We start from the raw sequence: 21990 nt of genomic DNA, 5'->3' as shown, positions 1-21990 counted from the left end.
CAATGCACCCTCGATCGTCGCAATGCACCCTCGATTGCCCGGGTGCGCATGGACGGCCGAGGTAGTCTGTCGGTGCTATGCACTGCCCCTTCTGCCGACACCCCGATTCGCGTGTCATCGATTCGCGCACCAGCGACGACGGTCTCAGCATCCGCCGTCGCCGTCAGTGCCCCAACTGCGGCCGACGATTCTCGACCGTCGAGACCGCGAGCCTCAACGTCGTCAAGCATTCGGGCGTCATCGAGCCGTTCAGCCGGGAGAAGGTCATGTCGGGCGTGCGCAAGGCGTGCCAGGGCCGCCCCGTCACCGACGCCGACCTCGCCCTCCTCGCCCAGACCGTCGAGGAGACGGTGCGTCAGACCGGCTCATCACAGGTCGACACGAACGACATCGGGCTCGCGATCCTCGGGCCGCTCCGCGAACTCGACGAGGTCGCGTACCTGCGGTTCGCGAGCGTCTACCAGGCGTTCGACTCGCTCGACGACTTCGAATCCGCGATCGGCCAGCTCCGCGCCGACCACCGTGCGCGCCACCCGAGCGCGCCCGAGCCCGAATCTGCGCCCGACACTCTCGCCCGATAGCCTGGCGGGGATGTATCCCCTCCTCTTCCGCAGCATCCTGACGCGGTTCGACCCCGAGACCGCCCATCACGCGGGGATGCTGATCATCCGCCTCGTGGGAATCTGGCCGTTCTCCTGGGCCGCGCGCGCGCTCACCCGCCCCGACCCTTCCCTGCGCACGAGCGCGCTCGGCCTCGATTTCTCGTCGCCCTTCGGCATCGCCGCCGGCTTCGACAAGAACGCCGTCGGCGCCTACGGGCTGGGCGCGCTCGGCTTCGGTCACGTCGAGATCGGCACCGTCACTGCCATCCCGCAGGAGGGCAATCCGAAGCCCCGGCTGTTCCGGCTCGTCCCGGATCGCGCGCTGATCAACCGCATGGGCTTCAACAATCGTGGTGCGGATGCGGCATCCCGCCGCCTGCGCGCGCTACGCATGCGCACGCAACGCCCGGTGGTCGGCGCGAACATCGGGAAGAGCCGGGTGGTCGATGTCGACGACGCGACCGCCGACTATGTGCGCAGCGCCACGCTGCTCGCCCCCCTCGCGGATTATCTCGCGGTCAATGTGTCATCGCCCAACACCCCGGGCCTGCGCACGCTCCAGGCGGTCGAGACCCTCGCTCCGCTCCTGTCGGCGGTCAAAGACGCGGCGGGGTCGACGCCGATGCTCGTCAAGATCGCCCCGGATCTCGCCGACGACGAGATCTCGGCCATCACGCGGCTCGCCGTCGATCTGGGGCTCGCGGGACTGATCGCGGCGAACACGACGATCTCGCGCGAGAGTCTGATCACGGATGCCACCACCGTCGAGGCCGCCGGGGCGGGCGGACTGTCCGGAGCGCCGATGCGTGCGCGCGCCGTGCGCGTGGTCGAACTCGCCCGTGCGGCCGCACCCGATCCGCAGTTCTGCATCATCGGGGTCGGGGGAGTGGAGACCGCCGACCACGTGCGGGCGCTCCTGGATGCCGGGGCCACCCTCGTGCAGGGCTACACCGCGTTCATCTACCGCGGCCCGCTCTGGGCCCGTCAGATCAACCGCGGACTCCGCGCCGGCTGAACGCGGGAAGAGCGATCAGGCGGCCCTGTTCCAGAGCTTGACCTGCGGCTTTGGCAGACGCATGAAGCGCATCTGGATCGTGCGCATCGAGGCGTACCAGCCGAGACCCTTCTCGATGCGGTCGGCGCCGAACTTCTCGCGGGCGGCGGCCTTGACCCGGATCGAGAGCAGAACCATGTCGCCGATGACGAAGATGATGAAGATCCACAGGCCGATGAACGACCAGTACTGCACGGCAGTCAGGGGTACGAACGTCGCGAGGATGACGAGCACCATCGCCGGCATCACGGCCTCGCCGAGGTGCAGTCGGCCATCCACGTAGTCACGGACGAACCGCCGCTGCGGTCCCTTGTCGCGCGCGGGGAGGAACTTGTCGTCGCCGGCGGCCATGCCCACCCGTGCCTTGTCGCGCTGCCGGGCCAGTTCGGCGCGAGCGCGAGCCTTCGCCTCTTTGGTGTCGGCGACGAGCGGACGCTTGCGTGCCGCTTCCTGCTCGGCCCGGGTCGGTGTCGCACGTCCCTTCGTCGCGGGAGCGACCGGGACGCCGTTCAGGACCGTCCCCTCGGAGGGTGCATCGTTGGATGCGGGTGCTTCAGGGGACTTGGCCACGGGGAACCTCGATCGGGGCGGAAAGGCAGGCCAAAAGTGCCTGTCGCTTAAGATTACCCGCATGAGCTCTGACCTGTCCCGGACTGAATCCGTTCGCGAGGCCGCTGCCTCCGGCATCCCCGTCGCCCTCGCCGATCTCGGCGCCCTCGTCCGCATCCCGTCCATCGCCTGGCCGGCGTTCGACCAGACCGAGGTGCAGCGCAGTGCCGAAGCGGTGGCGGCCCTCGCCGAGGGCACCGGGGTCTTCGATCGGGTCAGGGTGACCACGGCGGCGATCCCGGGCACGGCCGAGCGCGGCCAGCCGGCGGTGCTCGCCACGCGGGCCGCGAGGAACGGCCGGCCGACGGTGCTTCTGTACGCCCACCACGACGTGCAGCCGACCGGTGATGACGCGCTCTGGGAGACCCCGCCGTTCGAGCCGACCGTCCGCGACGGCCGGCTGTACGGCCGCGGCGCCGCCGACGACAAAGCGGGCGTGATGGCGCACATCGCCGCCATCCGTGCGCTCAAGGATGCGCTGGGCGACGACTTCGATCTGGGGCTGGCGCTCTTCATCGAGGGCGAGGAGGAGTACGGATCCCGTTCTTTCGCGCAGTTCCTGGCCGACAACGCCGATGCGCTCCGGTCGGATGTGATCGTCGTGGCCGACTCCGGCAACTGGGACCTCGCGACCCCCGCCCTCACGGTCTCACTCCGAGGCAACGCTCGCTTCACCCTCACGGTGCGCACGCTCGATCACGCGTCGCACTCCGGCATGTTCGGCGGCGCCGTGCCCGACGCGATGCTCGCGACCGTCACACTGCTCGCGACCCTCTGGGACGCCGACGGTGCAGTCGCCGTCGCAGGCATGAATGCTCGGGATGCGGCGACCCCCGCCTACGACGAAGCGACGCTCCGCGAAGAGGCCGGCCTGCCGGGCGGCGTGCAGCCGATCGGCACGGGCGCGATCCTCGGGAGGATCTGGAACAAGCCCTCGATCACGATCACCGGGATCGATGCGACCAGCGTGGCCGCAGCATCCAACACCCTCGCACCCTCGATCGCGGTGGTGATCTGCGCGCGCGTCGCCCCCGGTCAGGCCTCGAGCGACGCGTACGACGCGATCAGGGCCCACCTCGAGGCGCACGCGCCCTTCGGCGCGCAGCTCGAGTTCACCGATGTCGATCTCGGCGACGGATTCCTCGTCGACACGAGCGGCTGGGCCGTTCAGACGGCACGGGATGCTCTGGGCGAGGGATACGGCGTCGACTCGGTCGATATCGGGGTGGGCGGCTCGATTCCGTTCATCGCAGATCTCGTGCGCGAGTTCCCCGGCGCGCAGATCCTCGTCACCGGCGTGGAAGACCCGCACACGCGTGCCCACAGCCCGAACGAATCCCTGCACATCGACACGTTCCGCCACGCGGTGATCTCGGAGGCGCTGCTCTTGGAGAAGCTCGACGCGCGCACCGTCTGAACGCGCGCTGAGCCGATCCCGCGCGGTCGGGCGTAGAATCTAAGCAGCCCCAGTACGACCACGCCTTCGAGGAGAGCCATGACCGACACCGCACTGTCGACGAACCCGTCCGTTCGCGAACACGGCGTGCTGCTGACCGCTACGGCCGCCACCAAGGTGAAGAGCCTCCTGGCGCAGGAAGGCCGCGAAGACCTTCGCCTGCGCGTCGCCGTGCAGCCCGGCGGATGCTCGGGCCTGATCTACCAGCTCTACTTCGACGAGCGCTATCTCGATGGCGACAAGACGGTCGACTTCGACGGCGTCGAGGTCATCATCGACGACATGAGCGTCCCGTACCTCGACGGCGCATCGATCGATTTCAAGGACACGATCTCCGAGCAGGGGTTCACGATCGACAATCCCAACGCGGCCGGCAGCTGCGCCTGCGGCGACAGCTTCCACTGACACTCCATAGGCTCACAGACCCGGTTTTCCGCGTCTCCCGGACGGCGCCCGCGCATCGCGCGAGGCGCCGTTCGTCGTCGCGGTGCGCGCACGGCGGAGGGCCCGCGGAAGGGGTTCGCGACACGAGCAGACCTGAGCGGATGGCCTGAATCCGGTGGGAGGTTGCTCTAGACTGAGGGCGTCAGTTCCACGTCCGGAAAGGTGCATTGTGCCCTCGAATCGAGCGCCCTCCACACGCCGCCTCCGCTGGGCCGCACTCCCCATCGGCCTCGCTGCGGCGCTCGCTCTCGCGGGCTGCTCGACGACGGAGTTGCATGGTTTCCTCCCCGGCTTCACGGACGACGGTGTCCCCGCCACCAACCGCACCGACATGGTCGCAGGCCTGTGGGTCAACTCCTGGATCGTGCTGCTGATCGTCGGCATCATCACGTGGGGCCTCATGGGCTGGGCGGCCATCGCGTACCGCCGCCGCCGCGGCCAGTCCGGGCTCCCGGTGCAGCTGCGCTACAACATGCCGATCGAGATCTTCTACACGATCGTGCCGCTGATCCTCGTGATCGGTTTCTTCGCCTTCACCGCTCGAGATCAGGCCGTCCTCGAGACGCAGACCGAGAATCCCGATGTCTCCATCATCGCGATCGGCAAGCAGTGGGCGTGGGACTTCCAGTACGACGGCACGCAGAAGGACGCCTCCGACACCGTGTGGACCATGGGCGTCCAGGCCGTCCCCGCCGCCAACGGCGACATCGACCAGGCGAAGCTGCCCACGCTCTACCTGCCCGTCGACAAGACGGTGAAGATCAAGCTCCAGTCCCGCGATGTCATCCACTCGTTCTGGATCATCGACTTCCTGTACAAGAAAGACATGTTCATCGGGCGCGACAACTACTGGTCGTTCACCCCGACGCGAGAGGGCACGTACGCCGGCAAGTGCGCCGAGCTGTGCGGCGAATACCACTCCGCCATGCTCTTCAACGTCAAGGTCGTGAGCGACGCGGAGTACGAGAAGTACCTCGGCACGTTGCGCGCCGCAGGGCAGACCGGCGACATCAACAAGGCCTATGACCGCCTGACGAACCTGCCGGGCACCGGGGCGACGACGAACGAGAGTGGCGAGTGATGGCTACGACGCTTCCATTGCAGGAGAAGACTTCCGGCCGGCCGACCACTCTGCCACCGAGGCAGGCCGCCCTGCTCAGCGCTACCCGCGTCGAGCAGAAAGGCAACATCATCGTCAAGTGGATCACCTCCACTGACCACAAGACCATCGGGTACATGTACCTGATCGCCTCGGTGCTGTTCTTCATGCTCGGCGGGGTGATGGCCCTCATCATCCGTGCCGAGCTGTTCGAGCCGGGAATGCAGATCGTCCCGACCAAGGAGCAGTACAACCAGCTGTTCACGATGCACGGCACGATCATGCTGCTGATGTTCGCGACGCCGTTGTTCGCCGGCTTCGCCAACGTGATCATGCCGTTGCAGATCGGCGCCCCTGACGTCGCCTTCCCGCGCTTGAACGCGTTCGCCTTCTGGCTGTTCCTGTTCGGCTCCACGATCGCCGTGTCGGGCTTCCTCACACCGCAGGGTGCCGCCGGGTTCGGCTGGTTCGCGTATCAACCACTGGCGAGTGCGACGTTCTCACCGGGTGCGGGCGGCAATCTCTGGATGCTCGGCCTCGGCATGAGCGGATTCGGGACGATCCTCGGTGCGGTGAACTTCATCACGACGATCATCACGATGCGTGCGCCCGGCATGACCATGTGGCGCATGCCGATCTTCACGTGGAACACGCTGATCACCAGCATCCTCGTCCTGATGGCCTTCCCCGTGCTCGCCGCCGCGATCCTCGCCGCCGCTGCCGACCGGGTTCTCGGTGCGCACATCTACGACCCGGCCAACGGCGGAGTGCTGCTCTGGCAGCACCTGTTCTGGTTCTTCGGGCACCCCGAGGTGTACATCATCGCGTTGCCGTTCTTCGGCATCGTGTCCGAGATCTTCCCGGTGTTCAGCCGGAAGCCGATCTTCGGATACAAGACGCTCGTCTACGCGACGATCGCGATCGCCGCGCTGTCGGTTGCCGTGTGGGCTCACCACATGTATGTGACCGGCGCGGTGCTCCTGCCGTTCTTCGCGCTCATGACGATGCTGATCGCCGTGCCGACGGGCGTGAAGATCTTCAACTGGATAGGCACGCTCTGGCGAGGCTCGGTGACTTTCGAGACGCCGATGATGTTCGCGCTGGGCTTCCTCGTGTCGTTCGTGTTCGGTGGTCTGACTGGTGTCATCCTCGCCTCCCCGCCGCTGGATTTCGCGCTGTCCGACTCGTACTTCGTGGTCGCGCACTTCCACTACGTGGTGTTCGGCACCGTGGTGTTCGCGATGTTCGCCGGCTTCTACTTCTGGTGGCCCAAGTGGACCGGCAAGATGCTCAACGAGCGCCTCGGCATGGTGCACTTCTGGATGCTGTTCATCGGGTTCCACATGACCTTCCTCATCCAGCACTGGCTGGGTGTGGACGGCATGGCGCGACGCTACGCCGACTATTCGACAGCAGACGGGTGGACCTGGCAGAACCAGTTCTCCACGATCGGCGCGATGATCCTCGGCGCATCGATGATCCCGTTCCTCTTCAACGTCTGGATCACCGCGCGCAAGGCGCCCCGAGTCACGGTCAACGACCCGTGGGGTTACGGTGCGTCGCTCGAGTGGGCGACCTCGTGCCCGCCGCCGCGGCACAACTTCACGTCGATCCCGCGCATCCGCAGCGAGCGTCCCGCGTTCGACCTCAACCACCCCGAGGCGGGCGTCCCCGTGGGTGTCGGGCCTGCCAAGGACGCTCCGGATGCGCCCGTCGTCGACGTGGCCGCGGGAGAGGTGAAGTAAGTGCGCACCAATGTGGGCCTGTGGTGGCTGCTGAGCGGCTTCTTCTTCTTGGTCTTCGTCACCTACACGGTGTGGAGCATCCTTGCGCACCCCGATGTGCCCTGGTACCACGGCATCGAGTGGGTCGGCAGCGTCGCACTGCTCTTCACGGCGCTCATGGGCTCGCTGATCGCGTTCTACGTGCAGCGCGTGCACATGGCGCAGGGCGGCGAGCTGCCGGAAGACATCCTGACCGCCGACATCGATGACGGCGATCCCGAGCTGGGCGAGTTCAGCCCCTGGTCGTGGTGGCCTATCGTGCTCGCGTTCTCGGCCGCAGTCGGCATGATCGGTCTCGCGGTCGGTGCGTGGATGCTGCCCATCGGGATCGCCATCTTCCTCGTCGCGATCGTCGGCTGGGTGTACGAGTACTACCGCGGATACTTCGCTCGCTGATTCTGTGCTGCGTTTGAGAGCGGCGGCCGCGTCGGACGCCGGGACGTACCGGCACGTCAACCAGGATGCGGCGTTCGCCGCGACCTGGGGTGCCGGCGTCGCGGACGGTGTCGGCGGTGGTCCGGCCGGAGATCTGGCGTCTGCGGCCCTCGTGCACCGGCTCGTGGCCGGGAACGGCGACATCCGCGATGCGCTCCACCTGGCTGTCCGCGTCCGCGAGGCGAATTGGGACGTGGGCGCGCATGCGCGCCGTGACCCCGCGCTGGCGGGCATGGCGACGACGTTCACCGGGCTGTTCGTCGGCGAGAAGTCCGAGCTGATCGTCGCACACACCGGCGACTCGCGCGGGTATCGACTGCGCGACGGGGTGCTCACCCGGGAGACGCGTGACGATTCGTACGTGCAGGAGCTCGTGGACCGCGGGCTGCTGTCGGCGGCGGATGCCGCATCCCACCCGCGCCGCAACATCATCACCGCGTCGCTCCACGGCGGTGAGACCGATACGGTCACCGTCACCGAGCACGACGCGTTCGTCGGAGACCGGTGGATGCTGTGCAGTGACGGCGTCTCGGACTACGTTCCCGAGGCCGATCTCGCCGGTACGCTCGCGCGATCCGAGACGGTCGCGCACGCGGCGCACGCGCTCGTGCGGCTCGCGCTCGAGGCGGGCTCGCGCGACAACGTCACGGCGGTGGTCTGCGATGTCGAACGGGGCGCTCCCGACCGCGACCGCCCGGAGTTCGCCGGTTCGGCGGCGGTGCGATTCCGGGAGGAGCTCGAGTCGGCCTAGCCGCCGGTCGGCACCCTGACGACCATCACTTGGGAGTCGAACGTGCGGGGGAGCGCGCCCTCGTCGTTCTCGACGGGCTGGCCCTCGCGCACCCAGTACTCGTAGCCGCCGATCATCTCTTTCACGCTGTAGCCGAGCTCGGCGAAGGCGAGTGCACCCCGTGCGCCGCCGTTGCACCCGGGGCTCCAGCAGTAGACGACCACGGGCATGTCGCGGGGTATCTCGAGTGGCGCTCGGCGCGCGATCTCGGCGTGCGGGATGTGGATGGCGCCCGAGACCCGGCCCTGCGCCCAGGCTTCGTCGCCGCGCACGAACGCATCGCCGGCCCGCTGTGCGGCGTAGACGTCCGATGCGTCGGTCTCGTGGGTGAGCTTGGCGGTGAAGTACTCGAGGGCGGTGGTCATGCGTTCAGGCTATTGGCCGGGCCGCCTCGACCGGGCACCGCGCGCGGTCACGCGTCGCTCGATTCCTGCCGATGCGACCTCAGGCCTTCGGCTTCGTGTCCTTCTCGTCCGAGATGATGACGTTCGAGGGCCGCACCGCGGTCTCGGACGAGTGACCGTCGTCGATCGGGTGGTGCGGAGCATCCGGTACCCCGGCGCGCTCGTGAGCGCCCTGCAGCTCCTCGTCCTCATCGTGCGCGATGTGCTCCAGCTCGTGGTGCTGGTGCGCCACGGCCGCGTCGAGCTCGCTCTGGGTGAGCGGGATGATGCGATCCTCGAAGAACCACCGTGAGATCGACGCGCGCAGGTTCTCGTGCCACGGGATGCGGCCCTGCGCGTTCGGACGGACGACGAGGGGCTCGTTGGCGTCGTGACCGACGAGCTTCCACCGGTCGTACTCGTCGACGGGCTGGTGGACCTCGATGTATTCCCCGCCAGGGAGGCGCACGATGCGGCCCGACTCGTAGCCGTGCAGCGCGATCTCGCGGTCTTTCTTCTGCAGCGCGAGCGCCATGCGCTTCGCGACGAAGTAGGCGATGATCGGGCCGAGGATCAGGAGCACCTGGAGGGTGTGGATGACCCCCTCCATCGTCAGCTGGAAATGCGTGGCGATGATGTCGGAGGATGCTGCGGCCCACATGACCGCGTACATCGTGACGCCGGCCGCACCGATCGCGGTGCGGGTGGCGGCGTTGCGAGGACGCTGGGCGATGTGGTGCTCGCGCGTGTCTCCGGTCACCCATGCCTCAATGAAGGGGTAGATCAGCACGAGGACGATGAACACGCCGATGATGCCGAGCGGGATCAGGATGTTCCACGACCAGGTGTGACCCCAGAACACGCTCTCCAGATGCGGGGGGATCAGGCGCAGCATCCCGTCGGCGAAGCCGATGTACCAGTCGGGCTGCGTACCGGCCGAGACCGGCGATGGGTCGTATGGCCCGTATGCCCAGATCGGGTTGATCGTGAAGAGCGAGGCGATCAGCACGATCACGCCGAACGTGATGAAGAAGAAGCCTCCCATCTTCGACATGTAGACCGGCATCATTGGGTAGCCGACGACGTTGCTGTTCGTCCGGGCGGGCCCGGCGAACTGCGTGTGCTTGTTGATCACCATGAGCATCAGGTGCAGCACGAGCAATCCGACGAGGATCGCGGGCAGCAGCAGGATGTGCAGCGTGTACAGGCGTCCGACGATCGCTTCGCCGGGGAACTCGCCGCCGAAGAGCAGGAACGAGGTCCAGGTGCCGATGAGCGGGATGCCCTTGATCATTCCGTCGATGATGCGCAGGCCGTTGCCGGAGAGCAGGTCATCGGGGAGGGAGTAGCCGGTGAAGCCTTCGCCCATCGCGAGGATGAACAGGATGAAGCCGATCACCCAGTTGAGTTCGCGAGGCTTGCGGAAGGCGCCGGTGAAGAAGACGCGCAGCATGTGCACGCCGATGCCGGCGACGAACACGAGCGCAGCCCAGTGATGGATCTGACGGACCAGGAGGCCACCGCGGATGTCGAACGAGAGGTTCAGGGTCGACTGCAGCGCCGCCGACATCTCGATGCCGCGCATGGGGATGTAGGCGCCGGTGTAGTGCGTGGGCACCATCGAGGCCTGGAAGAAGAACGTCAGGAACGTGCCGGACAGGAGTACCGCGACGAAGCTCCACAGCGCGATCTCACCGAGCATGAACGACCAGTGGTCGGGGAAGATCTTGCGACCGAGTTCTTTGACGAACCCCGACACGCTGGTGCGCTCATCGATGTAGTTCGCCGTCGCACCGACGAAGCGCCCGCCGAGCGGTGCCTCCTTGACGGTGGACTGGAAGCGGGTTGTACCGGTCTCGGTGGTGAAGGCCGGGCCGGCGGCAGATGCGGTGGTCATCAGTGGCGCTCCCAGAAGCTTGGGCCGACGGGTTCGAGGAAGTCGCTGCGGGCGATCAGGTAGCCCTCGGAGTCGATCGTGATGGGCAGCTGAGGCAGGGGACGTGCGGCGGGCCCGAAGATCACCGCGGCGCCGTCGGCCACATCGAACTGCGACTGGTGGCACGGGCACAGGAGGTGGTGCGTCTGCTGCTCGTAGAGCGCGACAGGGCATCCGACGTGCGTGCAGACCTTGGAGTACGCGACGATGCCGTCGTACGACCAGTCTTTCTTGTCCGCAGACTCGGTGATCTGCTCGGGCAGCATGCGCATGAGCAGGACGATCGCCTTCGCCTTCTGATCGAGGTAGCCCTCGGAGTGACCGAGCGACGCGAGCTCTTCCGGGATGACGTGCACGGCGGAGCCCAGTGTGACGTCGGCGGCGCGGATGGGCTCGCCCGACGGGTCGTGCGCCAGGCGCATTCCCTCTTTCCACATCGTGTGGCTGAGCAGCTCGACGGGATTCTCGTTCTGCGGGGCGAGACCGCGGAAGAGCGTGATTCCGGGGATGACGGAGGCGATGAGTGCGGCGAACAGCGAGTTGCGGATCAGCGCGCGGCGTCCGAAGCCGGACTCCTCGTTCGCAACGCTGAAGGCCTCGACGACCGCGGCGCGCGTCGTGTCGCGACCGCGGGTGGCGTGACGGGGCTCGATGAACTCCCTGTCCGACATGACCGCCTTGGACCAGTGGATCGCGCCGATGCCGATCGCGAGGAGCGCCAGGGCGATCCCGAGTCCGATGAACAGATTGTTCTGGCGGATGCTGACGATCTGGCCGTCTTCGATCGGGAAGATCATGTACGCGGCCACAGCCCAGATGCTCGCGGCGACCGACAGGTAGAACAGCGTGTAGACCGTGCGCACGGCACGCTTCATCGCCGCAGGGTCCTTATCGGTGATCCGCTCCCGGTGCGGCGGAAGGGCAGGCGGCTGCACCGGATCGGTGACTGCGACAGCGAGCCCCGCGGAGGGCTTCCAGGAAGCCCTCTCGTGCTCGAGTGCGTCGTCCTCGTGTGCCATGGTGCTCCTCGTGCGTTCCGGTCTGTTGTCGTCGATCAGTTGGACTTCGCGGTGATCCACACCGTGAGCGCGATCAGCGCGCTGATCCCGAAGATCCAGATGAAGAGACCTTCGGACACGGGCCCGAGCGATCCGAGCGCGTATCCACCCGGCGACTCGTTGTTCTGCAGGTATACGAGGTAGGAGATGATGTCGCGCTTCTCCTCCTTCGTGAGGTTCATGTCGTTGAACACCGGCATGTTCTGCGGCCCGGTGACCATCGCGGCGTACATGTTCAGCGGCGTGACGGTGTGCAGGTCGGGGGCGTACTTGCCCTCGGTGAGCGCACCGCCGGCGCCGGCGACGTTGTGGCACATCGCGCAGTTGACGCGGAAGAGCTCGCCGCCATTGGCGACGTCTCCGTTGCCGTCCGTGACCTCTGCGGCAGGGAAGGTCGGTCCGGGTGCGAGCGACTGCACGTAGGCGGCCATCGCGGCGATCTCGTCTTCCGTGAACTGGACGGGCTTCTGCGGCGCCTGCGGCCCCTGATTCTGCAGGGGCATGCGGCCGGTGCTCACCTGGAAGTGCACGGCGAGCTCACCGACGCCGTACAGCGACGGACCGTTCTCGGTGCCCTGCAGGGCCAGACCGTGGCATGTCGCGCAGTTCGCCTGGAAAAGCTTCTTGCCGTCGCCGGCGGTGAGCGTCGAGGTGACCGCAGGCTCGTTGGTGGCGGCCATCGCCGCGGACGCACCGGCATAGATCCCGCCGGTCAGGAGCAGACCGATGCCGATCAGAGCGGCGGCTGCGAGGGGGCTGCGACGTCCGCCGGAGCGACGCTTGTGCTCTCGTGTCATTCGAGGATTGCTCCGCTCTATTTCAGGAAGTAGATGACGGCGAACAGGGCGATCCAGACGACGTCGACGAAGTGCCAGTAGTACGACACGACGATGGCCGTGGTCATCTCCTTGCGACCGAAGTTCTTCACCGCGAAGGCGCGGCCGATGACGAGGAGGAAGGCGATGAGTCCACCGGTCACGTGCAGGGCGTGGAAACCGGTCGTGAGGTAGAACGCCGACGCGTACGAGTTCGCGTCGATCGGCATCCCTTCGGTCACCAGCTGGGCGTACTCCCAGACCTGACCCGACACGAAGATCGCACCGAGGGCAAAGGTGAGGTAGAACCACTCGACCATGCCCCAGCGCTGCCAGAACGAGTTCGACTTGACCGTGTACGGCTGGAATCGCTCGGCGGCGAACACACCCATCTGGCAGGTCACCGAGGAAAGAACCAGGACGATCGTGTTGACGAACGCGTACGGCACGTTCAGGAGCTGGGACTGATCAGCCCACAGCTCGGGGGACGTGCTGCGGAGGGTGAAGTAGATCGCGAACAGGCCCGCGAAGAACATCACCTCGCTGCCGAGCCACACGATGGTTCCGACAGCGACCGGATCGGGTCGCTTGACGGAGCGCATCGCCTGGGAGTAGGTCGCTGGCGTGGTCGTCACACTAGCCATTATGACCGACTTCGGAGCATGAGCTTCCCATTCCGAGACATCGATTTGGCCCCATTCGGACTTTGGAGAACTGCGACAGCGGCCCTGAGTAGGATCGTTGCTCATGGCAGAGCTGTACACGTGGCCGGATGTTCTCACCACACTTCTGGGCCGCCGCGACTTGAGCGTGTCCGAGTCGTCGTGGGCGATGCGACAGGTCATGCAGGGCGCTGCGAGCCCCTCGCAGCTCGCCGGATTCCTCATCGCGCTGCGGGCGAAGGGCGAGACGGTCGACGAGATCGTCGGCTTCCGCGACGCGATCCTGGAGGCCGCGGTGCCGCTGCCGGTCGACCCGAATGTGCTCGACATCGTCGGGACGGGGGGTGACCGCTTCGGCACGGTGAACGTGTCGACGATGGCGGCAGTGGTGGCCGCGGCATCCGGGGTCCCCGTCCTCAAGCACGGCAACAAGGCCGCGAGCTCGTCGTCCGGCTCGTCCGATGTGCTGGCCGCCCTCGGGGTCGATCTGACGATCTCGCCCGAGGCGGTCGCGACGAGCCTGGAGCGCACCGGGATCGCGTTCGCGTTCGCGTTCGCGTTCCACCCCGGGTTCCGTCACGCCGGCCCCACCAGGGCCGAGCTGGGCGTACCGACGGTGTTCAACATCCTGGGGCCGCTGTGCAACCCGGCCAGGGCTGAGGCGAACGCGGTCGGCGTCGCGATCCTCGACCGCGTGCCGCTCATCACCGGCGTCTTCCGCACCCGCGGCGCGACCGCGCTGGTCTTCCGCGGCGACGACGGCCTGGACGAACTGACGACCACCGGGCACAGCCGGCTGTGGGAGATCAGTCGCGGTGACGTGCACGAGCACGACCTCGACCCGCGCGACCTCGGCATCCCGCTCGCCGACATCGACGATCTGCTCGGCGGCGAGCCCGCACACAATGCGGCGATCGTGCGGCGCGTGTTCGCCGGCGAGCGCGGCGCTGTCCGCGACATCGTCGTGCTGAATGCCGCGGCGGGCCTCGTCGCGTATCAGCTCGCGCAGGATGCGACGCAGGTGCAGCGGCCGATCCTCGAGCGGCTCGCCGACGCGCAGGATGCTGCGGCAGCCGCGATCGACGGCGGCGCGGCCGAGGCGAAGCTCGACGAATGGGTCGCGGTCACGCAGGAGCTCGCGGGCGCGTAGCCGCCTGCCGCACGACCCGATACCCGCGTCGGAGCGCCTTCGTAAGCTGGAGCCGTGCACCCCCTCGACGCCCTCAACGAGATCGCGACACTGCTCGAACGCGAGCGGTCGTCGCGGTACAAATCGAAGGCGTTCCGTGCCGCGTCCGAGGCGATCGCCGGTCTGAGCGACGAGCAGCTGCAGGATGCGGCATCCCTCCGTCGCCGTAAGGGAATCGGCGACTCGACGTTCGCGGTCATCCAGGAGTCGCTCGCCGGCGAGGTGCCGGCCTATCTGGTCGACCTGCGGGAACGGGCCGGCGTGCAGCGCGCGTCGGCGCTGCGGCCCCTGTTGCGCGGCGATCTGCACAGTCACAGCGACTGGTCGGACGGTCTCACCTCGATCGACCTGATGGTCGAGGCGGCGCGCGCGCTCGGCCACGAGTACCTCGCTCTCACCGACCACTCGCCGCGGCTGCGTGTGGCCAACGGCCTCTCGCCCGAACGGCTGCGGTCGCAGCTCGAGATCGTGGCCGGAATGAGCGGAGGAGGATTCACCCTCCTGTCCGGGATCGAGGTCGACATCCTCGAGGACGGCGGGCTCGATCAGGAGCCGGAGCTCCTGGACGAACTCGACATCGTGGTGGCCTCGGCGCACTCGAAGCTCCGGATGGAGCGCGGCCCGATGACCCGGCGGCTCGTGCGAGCGGTCTCCAGCGGAAAAGTCGATGTGCTCGGGCACGTGACGGGGCGTCTCGTGGAGGGATCCCGCGGCACGCGCCCACCCTCGACGCTCGAGGCCCGCACTGTGTTCGCCGCGTGCGCCGAGCACCTCGTGGCGGTCGAGATCAACTCGCGCCCCGAGCGGCAGGATCCGCCCGACGACCTCATCGCGATCGCGCTGGATGAGGGATGCCTGTTCTCGGTCGACTCCGATGCGCACGCGCCCGGCCAGCTGTCACTGATCGACTACGGCGCCGAGCGCGCAGAGCGCGCGGGGGTTCCGGCGCAGCGCATCGTCACGACGTGGACGCTCGAGCGCCTGCGCGAGTGGACCGGACGCACGCGCTGACCCCGGGAGTGCACGGGCGCGGGCACCGGGCGTCCGGAGGATGCCCGGTACCCCGCGGATCACGACGAGCGCGCGGCGTTCGCCCGAAGCACTTCGAGGCGGGCGCGGTACTCGACCTCGTCGATGTCTCCCTTCGCGAACCGCTCTGCGAGCGTGACCTCCGCCTGACCCGACGCGCTCCCGCGGCCGTAGCCGTTCTCACGGGCGGACCGGCGCCACCGGCGGCCGAAGATCGCGAAGATGATGCCGAACACGATGATCCAGAAGAGCGGGATGAGCAGCAGCCAGGGTCCGGGCCCCCATCCCCACGGTCCGAAATGGGCGCCGATCGTGGGCGCCACGGTGGCAAGAGTCGATGACATTGCTGATCCTCTCGGTCAGGACCGGGCGGCGGTCGCCTCCCGATCAGATGCCTCGAGTCAACGCCGTCGGCGGGATCCGCGAATCCGCCGCGGGGAGCGAACCGGGATGCTTCCGCGGGAGTAGTGCCAGGAGAGGGCTACTGCCAGCCCGGCGCGACGAGGCCGGACTCGTACGCGATGACCACGAGACGCACGCGGTCGCGCGCGTGCAGCTTCTGCATGACGCGCGACACATGGGTCTTCGCCGTGAGGGGAGACAGGAACAGCTCGGCCGCGATCTCATCGTTCGTCAGCCCCCTCCCCACCATCCTGAGCACCTCGGTCTCGCGGCTGGTCAGCTCTCCGAGCTCGCGCGGAGTCTCGGCATCCCGCAGCCCTATCGCGGCCCGCTCGAGGAGCCGGCGCGTGACGCGCGGCGACAGCAGGGCATCACCCTCGGCGACGACCCGCACCGCACGGATCAGTTCCACGGGCTCGGTGTCTTTGAGGAGAAACCCGCTCGCGCCCGCGCGGATCGCCCGGGCGACGTACTCGTCGAGCTCGAACGTGGTGACGATGACCACCTTGACGCCGTCGAGGTGCGCGTCGGCCGCGATCTGCTCGGTCGTCCACAGGCCGTCACCGTCCGGCATCCGGATGTCAAGGAGTGCCACGTCGACCGGTGTGCGACGCAGCTCGCGGAGCAGCTGCTCGCCGCCGGATGCCTCGGCCACCACCTGCATGTCGGGCTCGGAGTCGAGCAGGGCGCGGAAGCCCGCTCGCACGAGCTGATGGTCGTCGGCGAGGGCGACGCGGATCACGGCGTTGTTCTCATTCGGGGTCCGTCCCACGGCAGCCGCGCGGTCACGATCGTGCCACCGCGCGCGCCCGGCTCGATCGCGAGGGTGCCGTCGGCGAGTGCGGCGCGCTCGCGCATGCCGCGGATGCCGCCACCCTCGCCGCGCGTCGCGTCCAGGCCCGTGCCGTCATCCTCGATCGTGACGACCAGGTCGGTGCCGCTGCGGGACAGCGACACGGTGGCGGTGGCAGCGGCGGAGTGACGGACGATGTTGGTGAGCGCCTCTTGGGCGATCCGGTACGCGGTGGTCTGCACGGCGCTGCGCGGTACCTCGCCGGCGAGGCGGTCGTCCAGGATCGCGGTCAGGCCCATGCTCGAGCGCTGCGCCACCAGGGGAGCGAGGTCGGCCAGCTGCGGCTGGGGGGTCAGGGGCGCGGTGTTCGGCGCGCCTGCGTCGTCGCCGCGGAGGAAGGTCAGTACCCCACGCACCTCGTCGAGCCCGGTGGCGCTGAGCGATCGGATGCTGGCGAGTGCCTCGCGGGCCCGCTCGGGCTCGCGGTCGAACAGGTGCAGGCCGACGCCGGACTGCACAGCGATCTGGCTGAGCGAGTGGGCCAGCACGTCGTGCAGCTCGCGGGCGATGCGGGCGCGCTCCTCCTGCTCGGTCACGCGCCGGCGCTCGGCGAGCTGCTCGCGACGGGCGGCCGCATGCGCGGAGCGCGAGCGGACTGCCTCGCCGATCACGAAGCACAAGGCGAGCCCGACTGTCGTGAGGGCGATGCGGAACGGGTGCCAGCTCTCGCCCACGATTCCCGCAGCCACCACCGCCACGACCCACGCCGCACCGACTGAGACCAGAGCCCAGGCGCGGGCTCCGCGCACGACAGCGCCGATGATCGCGAACGCCAGGGCGATGAAGGGCGGGCCGGCATCGGGCGGTACGAACAGGTCGATCGTGGTCAGCGCCGCGACGATCGCGACCGTGACGCCCGGCCAGCGGCGGGCAGCGAGCAGGGCGAGAGCGGATGCTGCGGCCAGCAGCGCATTGATGGAGACGTTGAGCGGCCCGACGTGCTGCCAGACCGATACCGCGATGGTCGCGGGCACTTGCACGATGAACGCGATCGCGACCGGAACGAGGAGGGTGATGGCCGGAGGGGGCTGGAAGCGCGGCGCCTGATCCAGCGCCGATCGGTTCCACTCGGCGCCCGGCATGGGCTCGATCGTACGCCGGTGGCCGCGGGGAGGCGTCTGACCGCGGGAGTGGGCGTGGATACTTCGGGGGGAGTATGGCGCGGGCGGGTCGGTGAGCGCGGTGCGGCTCAGCCGACCGAGTCGAGCGCGGTGAGGATGCGCTCCATCGCGGTGCCCAGGCCCCGCCGCTCGGCGAGGGCGACAGCATCCGCTCGCTCGTGGCCGGTGAGGGGGCGCAGGCGCGCGTCGAACTCGTGGACGGGAAGGTCTTTCACGACCTCGACGACGGTCGGTGCGACCTCCAGGTAGGGGAGTCCGGCGAGGATCTTCGCGCGCACTCCGGCCGACATGCCTTCGCCGGCCTCGGCTGCGGCGATGATGCCGCGCAGGTCGCCGTGCGCCGCAAGCAGTGTGGCCGCCGATTTCTCGCCGATGCCCGCGACGCCGGGCAGCCCGTCCGACGAGTCGCCGCGGAGGGTGGCGAAATCGGCGTACTGACTGGGCAGCACGCCGTACTTCTTCACGACGACCTCGTCGGTGACGATCTCGAGGTTGCTCATGCCGCGTGCCGTGTAGATCACGCGCACCCCGGTCGCATCGTCCACGAGCTGGAAGAGGTCGCGGTCGCCGGTCACGATGTCGACCGGGAGAGTGGCCTTCGTCGCCAGGGTGCCGATGACGTCGTCTGCTTCGTGCGCGGCGGCGCCGACGATCGTGATCCCCAGCGCGCCGAGTGCCTCGCGGATCACCGGCACCTGCACCTCGAGCGGGTCGGGCACGACCTCGATGTCGGGCCCGACCTCGATGACCTCGGCGACGCGGTGCGTCTTGTAGGTCGGGATGAGATCGACGCGCCACTGTGGGCGCCAGTCGTCGTCCCAGCAGGCGACGAGGTGGGTGGGCCGGTAGGTGGTGACCAGGCGCGTGATGATGTCGAGGAAGCCTCGGACCGCGTTGACCGGAGCGCCGTCGGGCGCCTTCACGGTGTCGGGCACACCGTAGAAGGCGCGGAAGTAGAGGGAGGCGCTGTCGAGCAGCATGAGTCGGTCGGGCATGCGCTCATCCTGCCAGCACCGCCTGCGGGTCAGCAGCCCGGGCCGGACGGATTCTCCAGGCATGTCTTGTCGACGAGCGCGGTGCGCACCTCGACGACCCTGACGTCATAGCCGCCCGTCGACGCTTGCACGAATCCCGCGACCGGGCGCCATCCCGTCCCGAAGTCGACCGACGCGCTGTAGAGCACGGTCACCGCCACCGGGTACGTGCCGCGCGCGGCGTACACGTGGGTGGTCGCGGTCGGCGTGAAGTCGGCCTGCCCGAGGGTCGCCCAGCTCGCGCCGCCCGTGGGGGCCGTCGCGGAGGTGCCGTCGCCGTGGTCGAACCGGAACGCCGACGGAGTGAATCGCACCACGACGTCACGGTCGAACAGGCGGCCGGACAGGAGCTGAGTGGATGCTGTCGCCACCAGGTTCGTCGGCATCCCCACGACGCCGAGACCGGCCGGTTCTCCGGTGAGCGTGGGACGGGCGGGCACGAACGACGCCAGGTCGGCGAGGGTCACCTCGCGGAGCACCTCGACTTCGAGCAGCATGTTGCAGCGGTTGAGCGGACACGAGTCGTCGGTCGCGGGCGGGGGAGCGGCGTCCTCGTCACCGGGTGCCGTGATGTCGTCCTCCCCGCCACCGCTGCCCGGGTTCGTGAGCGAACCGCCGATGTCGACGCTGGTGCCCGAGTTGGACACCTCGCAATATTCGGTCCAGCCAACTCCCTCGCATTGCTCCGCGTGGGCGGCTGTCGACTCGACGGCGACAGCAGCGAGTGCAAGTAGGACGACTGCGAATCCCTTTAGGACTCGCAAACGGGATCACCTTCTCGGCCTTCTATTGTGCTTACGAGCCACCGAGTTGGACTGGCGTGCGAGGAGGTTAATGAAACTCGCATGCTCTGTACGGCGCCTCGAGTCGCGCTCACCTTCGATTGTCCGGATTCGTCGACGACGTCCACGTCAGACACATTCAGGCATACGGCCAACGCGACGGAATCCATCCATTCATCCCCCGCTAGGATCGGCGCTACGGTGCTGGCCACGCTCTTTCCAGACACGGTCCAGTGGTCTGCGGACATCTGCGTGAAGCTCTTTCGAGCCGCAGCATTCGCATCGCCCGTGGTCCAGCTGTACACCGCCTCGAAGGTCTGCGGATCGCTGAGGTCGACCTGGTTGAGCGCGTCGACATAGTTGCGATAGGTCTGCTCGGCCGCGGCGAACGCCTGCTCTTCGCTCGTGAACGCGGGCGTCGAGGCCACGGGGTCGGGCTGGCCCGAGCATCCGCTCATGATCACCGCTGCCAGAGCGAGGGCGACGATCGAGAGCCGTGATTTCACGCCACCACCGTAGCCGTGCCCCGCGTGTCGCTGCGGACTTATCCACAGACGAGGGTGATGCGCCGCGGTGGCCGCCTGCGATACTGGCGGCGTGAAGCTCGTGAAACTGCTCGCCGCAAGCGCCGTCCTCGTGCTGGGTCTCGGCCTGAGCGCGTGCGCTCCCTCGGTCAGCCCGGTGATCACGCCGGTCGTGAAAGACGCCGGTGCGCTGCAGGGCGCGACCGTCGACCTCCGCGTCGGCCAAGTGCTCGACATCAACACGGGCGACCTCGCCGTCGACAGCTACACGGGCGTCGTCGACGAACCGACGGTCGCCGAGTTCGTGCAGGGCCGGGTCGATGGCGACACGACGTTCAACCCCGGCGTGGACGCTCTCGCCGTCGGCACGACGAAGATCGTGCTGAGCAACAGCAACGGCGGTATCCAGGATGTGAGCTTCACGGTCAAGGTGACCGCACCCTGACCGCACCCTGAGTCCGGCATCGGGCCGGCTGGGCGTCGCCTGCGGGTTGTATGCACATGTGGCGTACATCCCCGCCCTGGCATGTTCTCCTGCGTAGGATGAGCCCCAGCGATCGGCAGACGCCTTTGGCTTACGGCTTCCGACTCGCCTCAGCGGGTTAGCAGAAAAGTGGGTGTCTCATCGTCGCTGTCAATGTTCCTGAAAGCCGCCTCGGCCCGGTCCGCTCCACGTATGCGAGAACCGGTGACTTCCCCCGGTTGACCAAGGCGTACACCGAGGTTTCGCAGCTCGCGCGTGAGACCGGCCTGCTCAACAGGCGCCAGGGCTTCTACGCCCTCGTCGGCGGAGCACTCCTGCTCGCCTTCGGCGGAGCGGCCGCGGGTTTCGTTCTGCTCGGCGACAGCTGGTTCCAGCTCCTGATCGCCGCAGCGCTCGGTCTGCTCTTCACTCAGGTCGCGTTCCTCTCGCACGAGGCCGCGCACAAGCAGATCCTTGCGTCGGGTCCGGCGAATGAGCGGCTCGCGATGATCCTCGGCAACGGCGTCGTCGGCATGAGCTACGGCTGGTGGGATTCGAAGCACTCCCGCCACCACGCGAACCCCAACCGCGTCAGCCGCGACCCCGACATCGAGGTCGACACGATCCGGTTCCTCGAAGAGGATGCCGCCAAGACCTCCGGCATCATGGGCGCGATCACCCGGCGCCAGGGCTGGCTGTTCTTCCCGCTGCTCACGCTCGAGGGGCTGAACCTCCACTGGATCGCGATCCGCCACCTGACGCAGCGCGGCGAGGTCAAGGGCCGCTGGGTCGAACTCGGACTGATCGCGCTGCGCTTCGCGGTGCTGTTCACCCCGATCTTCCTCTTCCTGCCGCTGGGCATGGCCTTCGCGTTCATCGGCGTGCAGATGGCCGTCTTCGGCATCTACATGGGCGCCTCGTTCGCGCCGAACCACAAGGGCATGCCGATCATCGACGCCGATGCCAAGCTCGATTTCTTCACGAAGCAGGTGCGCACGTCGCGCAACATCTCGGGCGGCTGGTGGGCGACCATCCTCATGGGCGGCCTGAACTACCAGGTCGAGCATCACCTGTTCCCGAACATGCCCCGGCCGCATCTCGCCCGCGCTCGTGACATCGTGCGTGAACACTGCGCGACTTTGGGCGTGCCCTACACCGAGACGACGATGCTGAAGTCGTACTGGATCGTCATCCAGTACCTCAACAAGGTCGGACTCGCGGCGCGCGACCCGTTCGAGTGCAACATGGTCGCCCAGTACCGTCGCGTGTAGTCGACGCACTTCCTCGATGAGGGCCGTCCCGCGATGCGGGGCGGCCCTCATCGCGTCGCTGCCCGTCCCCGACCGCCCGCGTCGACCCCCCCCGAGTCGAGGCGATACCCCCGAGTGCACGGGTTGACGCCGAGCGCACGGCTTCCACGACGTCGGGATGCCGTTCACTCGGCGTCAATCCGTCCACTCGCGGTG

General features: G+C 67.9%; 24 protein-coding genes. 12 read left to right on the top strand and 12 right to left on the bottom strand.

Features of this window, described 5'->3' with window-relative positions; all coding sequences use genetic code 11:
- Positions 1-77: 77 nt before the first annotated feature.
- Both nrdR and ACFE6Z_RS04885 read left to right on the top strand, forming a co-directional pair.
- Positions 78-581: a transcriptional regulator NrdR gene (gene nrdR, locus ACFE6Z_RS04890; protein WP_375384542.1), complete on the top strand. Its 504-nt coding sequence runs from the start codon at positions 78-80 to the stop codon at positions 579-581.
- Positions 582-591: 10 nt separating this feature from the next.
- Positions 592-1617 carry a quinone-dependent dihydroorotate dehydrogenase gene (locus ACFE6Z_RS04885; protein ID WP_375384541.1) on the top strand — a complete coding sequence of 342 codons (1026 nt, stop codon included), beginning with the start codon at positions 592-594 and terminating at the stop codon, positions 1615-1617.
- A gap of 15 nt (positions 1618-1632) precedes the next feature.
- Here the strand turns inward: ACFE6Z_RS04885 and ACFE6Z_RS04880 are convergent, their stop codons facing one another.
- Positions 1633-2226 (bottom strand): DUF3043 domain-containing protein, encoded by a 594-nt coding sequence (locus ACFE6Z_RS04880; protein WP_375384540.1) that lies wholly within the window; start codon positions 2224-2226, stop codon positions 1633-1635.
- Between the two features lie 61 nt (positions 2227-2287).
- On the opposite strand from ACFE6Z_RS04880, the gene ACFE6Z_RS04875 reads away from it, so the two are divergent.
- From ACFE6Z_RS04875 to ACFE6Z_RS04850, 6 genes are all read left to right on the top strand, one after another.
- Entirely contained in the window at positions 2288-3682 is a 1395-nt protein-coding gene (locus ACFE6Z_RS04875) for a dipeptidase (protein ID WP_375384539.1), read from the top strand.
- Positions 3683-3760: 78 nt separating this feature from the next.
- Entirely contained in the window at positions 3761-4126 is a 366-nt protein-coding gene (locus ACFE6Z_RS04870; RefSeq protein WP_375384538.1) for a HesB/IscA family protein, read from the top strand.
- 205 nt (positions 4127-4331) lie between these two features.
- On the top strand, positions 4332-5246 hold the full coding sequence (gene coxB, locus ACFE6Z_RS04865; protein WP_375384658.1) for a cytochrome c oxidase subunit II: 915 nt from the start codon (positions 4332-4334) through the stop codon (positions 5244-5246).
- Entirely contained in the window at positions 5246-7009 is a 1764-nt protein-coding gene (ctaD, locus tag ACFE6Z_RS04860) for a cytochrome c oxidase subunit I (protein WP_375384537.1), read from the top strand. Before coxB ends, ctaD begins: the two co-directional genes overlap by 1 nt.
- Positions 7010-7444: a cytochrome c oxidase subunit 4 gene (locus tag ACFE6Z_RS04855; RefSeq protein ID WP_375384536.1), complete on the top strand. Its 435-nt coding sequence runs from the start codon at positions 7010-7012 to the stop codon at positions 7442-7444.
- A gap of 4 nt (positions 7445-7448) precedes the next feature.
- Positions 7449-8234: a PP2C family protein-serine/threonine phosphatase gene (locus tag ACFE6Z_RS04850; protein ID WP_375384535.1), complete on the top strand. Its 786-nt coding sequence runs from the start codon at positions 7449-7451 to the stop codon at positions 8232-8234.
- Here ACFE6Z_RS04850 and ACFE6Z_RS04845 read toward each other — a convergent pair.
- From ACFE6Z_RS04845 to ACFE6Z_RS04825, 5 genes are all read right to left on the bottom strand, one after another.
- A complete protein-coding gene (locus ACFE6Z_RS04845) occupies positions 8231-8638 on the bottom strand; it encodes a rhodanese-like domain-containing protein (RefSeq protein WP_375384534.1) in 408 nt (135 codons plus the stop codon). The genes ACFE6Z_RS04850 and ACFE6Z_RS04845 overlap by 4 nt on opposite strands.
- A gap of 79 nt (positions 8639-8717) precedes the next feature.
- Positions 8718-10553 (bottom strand): cytochrome bc complex cytochrome b subunit, encoded by a 1836-nt coding sequence (locus tag ACFE6Z_RS04840; protein WP_375384533.1) that lies wholly within the window; start codon positions 10551-10553, stop codon positions 8718-8720.
- Entirely contained in the window at positions 10553-11611 is a 1059-nt protein-coding gene (locus tag ACFE6Z_RS04835) for a Rieske 2Fe-2S domain-containing protein (RefSeq protein ID WP_375384532.1), read from the bottom strand. The genes ACFE6Z_RS04840 and ACFE6Z_RS04835 overlap by 1 nt, the downstream gene beginning before the upstream one ends.
- Before the next feature lie 35 nt (positions 11612-11646).
- Positions 11647-12447 (bottom strand): c-type cytochrome, encoded by an 801-nt coding sequence (locus ACFE6Z_RS04830; RefSeq protein ID WP_375384531.1) that lies wholly within the window; start codon positions 12445-12447, stop codon positions 11647-11649.
- 17 nt (positions 12448-12464) lie between these two features.
- Positions 12465-13109, bottom strand: coding sequence for a heme-copper oxidase subunit III (locus ACFE6Z_RS04825; RefSeq protein WP_375384530.1), 645 nt, complete (start codon positions 13107-13109; stop codon positions 12465-12467).
- Positions 13110-13212: 103 nt separating this feature from the next.
- On the opposite strand from ACFE6Z_RS04825, the gene trpD reads away from it, so the two are divergent.
- Together trpD and ACFE6Z_RS04815 are read left to right on the top strand one after the other, a co-directional pair.
- Complete coding sequence (gene trpD / locus ACFE6Z_RS04820) at positions 13213-14277, top strand: anthranilate phosphoribosyltransferase (protein ID WP_375384529.1); 1065 nt, start codon at positions 13213-13215, stop codon at positions 14275-14277.
- A 54-nt stretch (positions 14278-14331) separates the two neighbouring features.
- On the top strand, positions 14332-15327 hold the full coding sequence (locus tag ACFE6Z_RS04815; RefSeq protein WP_375384528.1) for a PHP domain-containing protein: 996 nt from the start codon (positions 14332-14334) through the stop codon (positions 15325-15327).
- 59 nt (positions 15328-15386) lie between these two features.
- On the opposite strand, the gene ACFE6Z_RS04810 is transcribed toward ACFE6Z_RS04815, so the two are convergent.
- From ACFE6Z_RS04810 to ACFE6Z_RS04785, 6 genes are all read right to left on the bottom strand, one after another.
- Positions 15387-15689: an SHOCT domain-containing protein gene (locus ACFE6Z_RS04810; protein ID WP_375384527.1), complete on the bottom strand. Its 303-nt coding sequence runs from the start codon at positions 15687-15689 to the stop codon at positions 15387-15389.
- Positions 15690-15826: 137 nt separating this feature from the next.
- The gene (locus ACFE6Z_RS04805; RefSeq protein WP_375384526.1) at positions 15827-16489 is read right to left on the bottom strand and encodes a response regulator; all 663 of its coding nucleotides are present in this window, start codon (positions 16487-16489) and stop codon (positions 15827-15829) included.
- Positions 16486-17682 (bottom strand): sensor histidine kinase, encoded by a 1197-nt coding sequence (locus ACFE6Z_RS04800; protein WP_375384525.1) that lies wholly within the window; start codon positions 17680-17682, stop codon positions 16486-16488. Before ACFE6Z_RS04800 ends, ACFE6Z_RS04805 begins: the two co-directional genes overlap by 4 nt.
- A 107-nt stretch (positions 17683-17789) precedes the next feature.
- Complete coding sequence (locus tag ACFE6Z_RS04795) at positions 17790-18716, bottom strand: 5'-3' exonuclease H3TH domain-containing protein (RefSeq protein WP_375384524.1); 927 nt, start codon at positions 18714-18716, stop codon at positions 17790-17792.
- A 29-nt stretch (positions 18717-18745) separates the two neighbouring features.
- Positions 18746-19402 (bottom strand): hypothetical protein, encoded by a 657-nt coding sequence (locus tag ACFE6Z_RS04790; RefSeq protein WP_375384523.1) that lies wholly within the window; start codon positions 19400-19402, stop codon positions 18746-18748.
- A gap of 104 nt (positions 19403-19506) precedes the next feature.
- Complete coding sequence (locus tag ACFE6Z_RS04785) at positions 19507-20043, bottom strand: hypothetical protein (RefSeq protein WP_375384522.1); 537 nt, start codon at positions 20041-20043, stop codon at positions 19507-19509.
- Between the two features lie 91 nt (positions 20044-20134).
- Here ACFE6Z_RS04785 and ACFE6Z_RS04780 point away from each other — a divergent pair, with 91 nt between their 5' ends.
- A complete protein-coding gene (locus tag ACFE6Z_RS04780) occupies positions 20135-20506 on the top strand; it encodes a hypothetical protein (RefSeq protein ID WP_375384521.1) in 372 nt (123 codons plus the stop codon).
- A 179-nt stretch (positions 20507-20685) separates the two neighbouring features.
- Positions 20686-21795 carry a fatty acid desaturase family protein gene (locus tag ACFE6Z_RS04775; protein WP_375384657.1) on the top strand — a complete coding sequence of 370 codons (1110 nt, stop codon included), beginning with the start codon at positions 20686-20688 and terminating at the stop codon, positions 21793-21795.
- Positions 21796-21990 lie beyond the last annotated feature (195 nt).

The organism is uncultured Microbacterium sp., assembly GCF_964244775.1.
Lineage (GTDB): Bacteria > Actinomycetota > Actinomycetes > Actinomycetales > Microbacteriaceae > Microbacterium.
This window is presented reverse-complemented; position numbering and strand designations above follow the sequence as displayed.

Excerpts from the sequence above, each read along its gene's own strand:
- ACFE6Z_RS04845 (WP_375384534.1), bottom strand. The coding sequence starts at position 8,638 with ATGACCACCGCCCTCGAGTACTTCACCGCCAAGCTCACCCACGAGACC.
- trpD (WP_375384529.1), top strand. The coding sequence starts at position 13,213 with ATGGCAGAGCTGTACACGTGGCCGGATGTTCTCACCACACTTCTGGGC.
- ACFE6Z_RS04870 (WP_375384538.1), top strand. The coding sequence starts at position 3,761 with ATGACCGACACCGCACTGTCGACGAACCCGTCCGTTCGCGAACACGGC.
- ACFE6Z_RS04875 (WP_375384539.1), top strand. The coding sequence starts at position 2,288 with ATGAGCTCTGACCTGTCCCGGACTGAATCCGTTCGCGAGGCCGCTGCC.
- ACFE6Z_RS04840 (WP_375384533.1), bottom strand. The coding sequence starts at position 10,553 with ATGACCACCGCATCTGCCGCCGGCCCGGCCTTCACCACCGAGACCGGT.
- ACFE6Z_RS04800 (WP_375384525.1), bottom strand. The coding sequence starts at position 17,682 with ATGCCGGGCGCCGAGTGGAACCGATCGGCGCTGGATCAGGCGCCGCGC.
- ACFE6Z_RS04795 (WP_375384524.1), bottom strand. The coding sequence starts at position 18,716 with ATGCCCGACCGACTCATGCTGCTCGACAGCGCCTCCCTCTACTTCCGC.
- ACFE6Z_RS04885 (WP_375384541.1), top strand. The coding sequence starts at position 592 with ATGTATCCCCTCCTCTTCCGCAGCATCCTGACGCGGTTCGACCCCGAG.
- ctaD (WP_375384537.1), top strand. The coding sequence starts at position 5,246 with ATGGCTACGACGCTTCCATTGCAGGAGAAGACTTCCGGCCGGCCGACC.
- ACFE6Z_RS04830 (WP_375384531.1), bottom strand. The coding sequence starts at position 12,447 with ATGACACGAGAGCACAAGCGTCGCTCCGGCGGACGTCGCAGCCCCCTC.
- ACFE6Z_RS04835 (WP_375384532.1), bottom strand. The coding sequence starts at position 11,611 with ATGGCACACGAGGACGACGCACTCGAGCACGAGAGGGCTTCCTGGAAG.
- ACFE6Z_RS04825 (WP_375384530.1), bottom strand. The coding sequence starts at position 13,109 with ATGGCTAGTGTGACGACCACGCCAGCGACCTACTCCCAGGCGATGCGC.
- nrdR (WP_375384542.1), top strand. The coding sequence starts at position 78 with ATGCACTGCCCCTTCTGCCGACACCCCGATTCGCGTGTCATCGATTCG.
- ACFE6Z_RS04810 (WP_375384527.1), bottom strand. The coding sequence starts at position 15,689 with ATGTCATCGACTCTTGCCACCGTGGCGCCCACGATCGGCGCCCATTTC.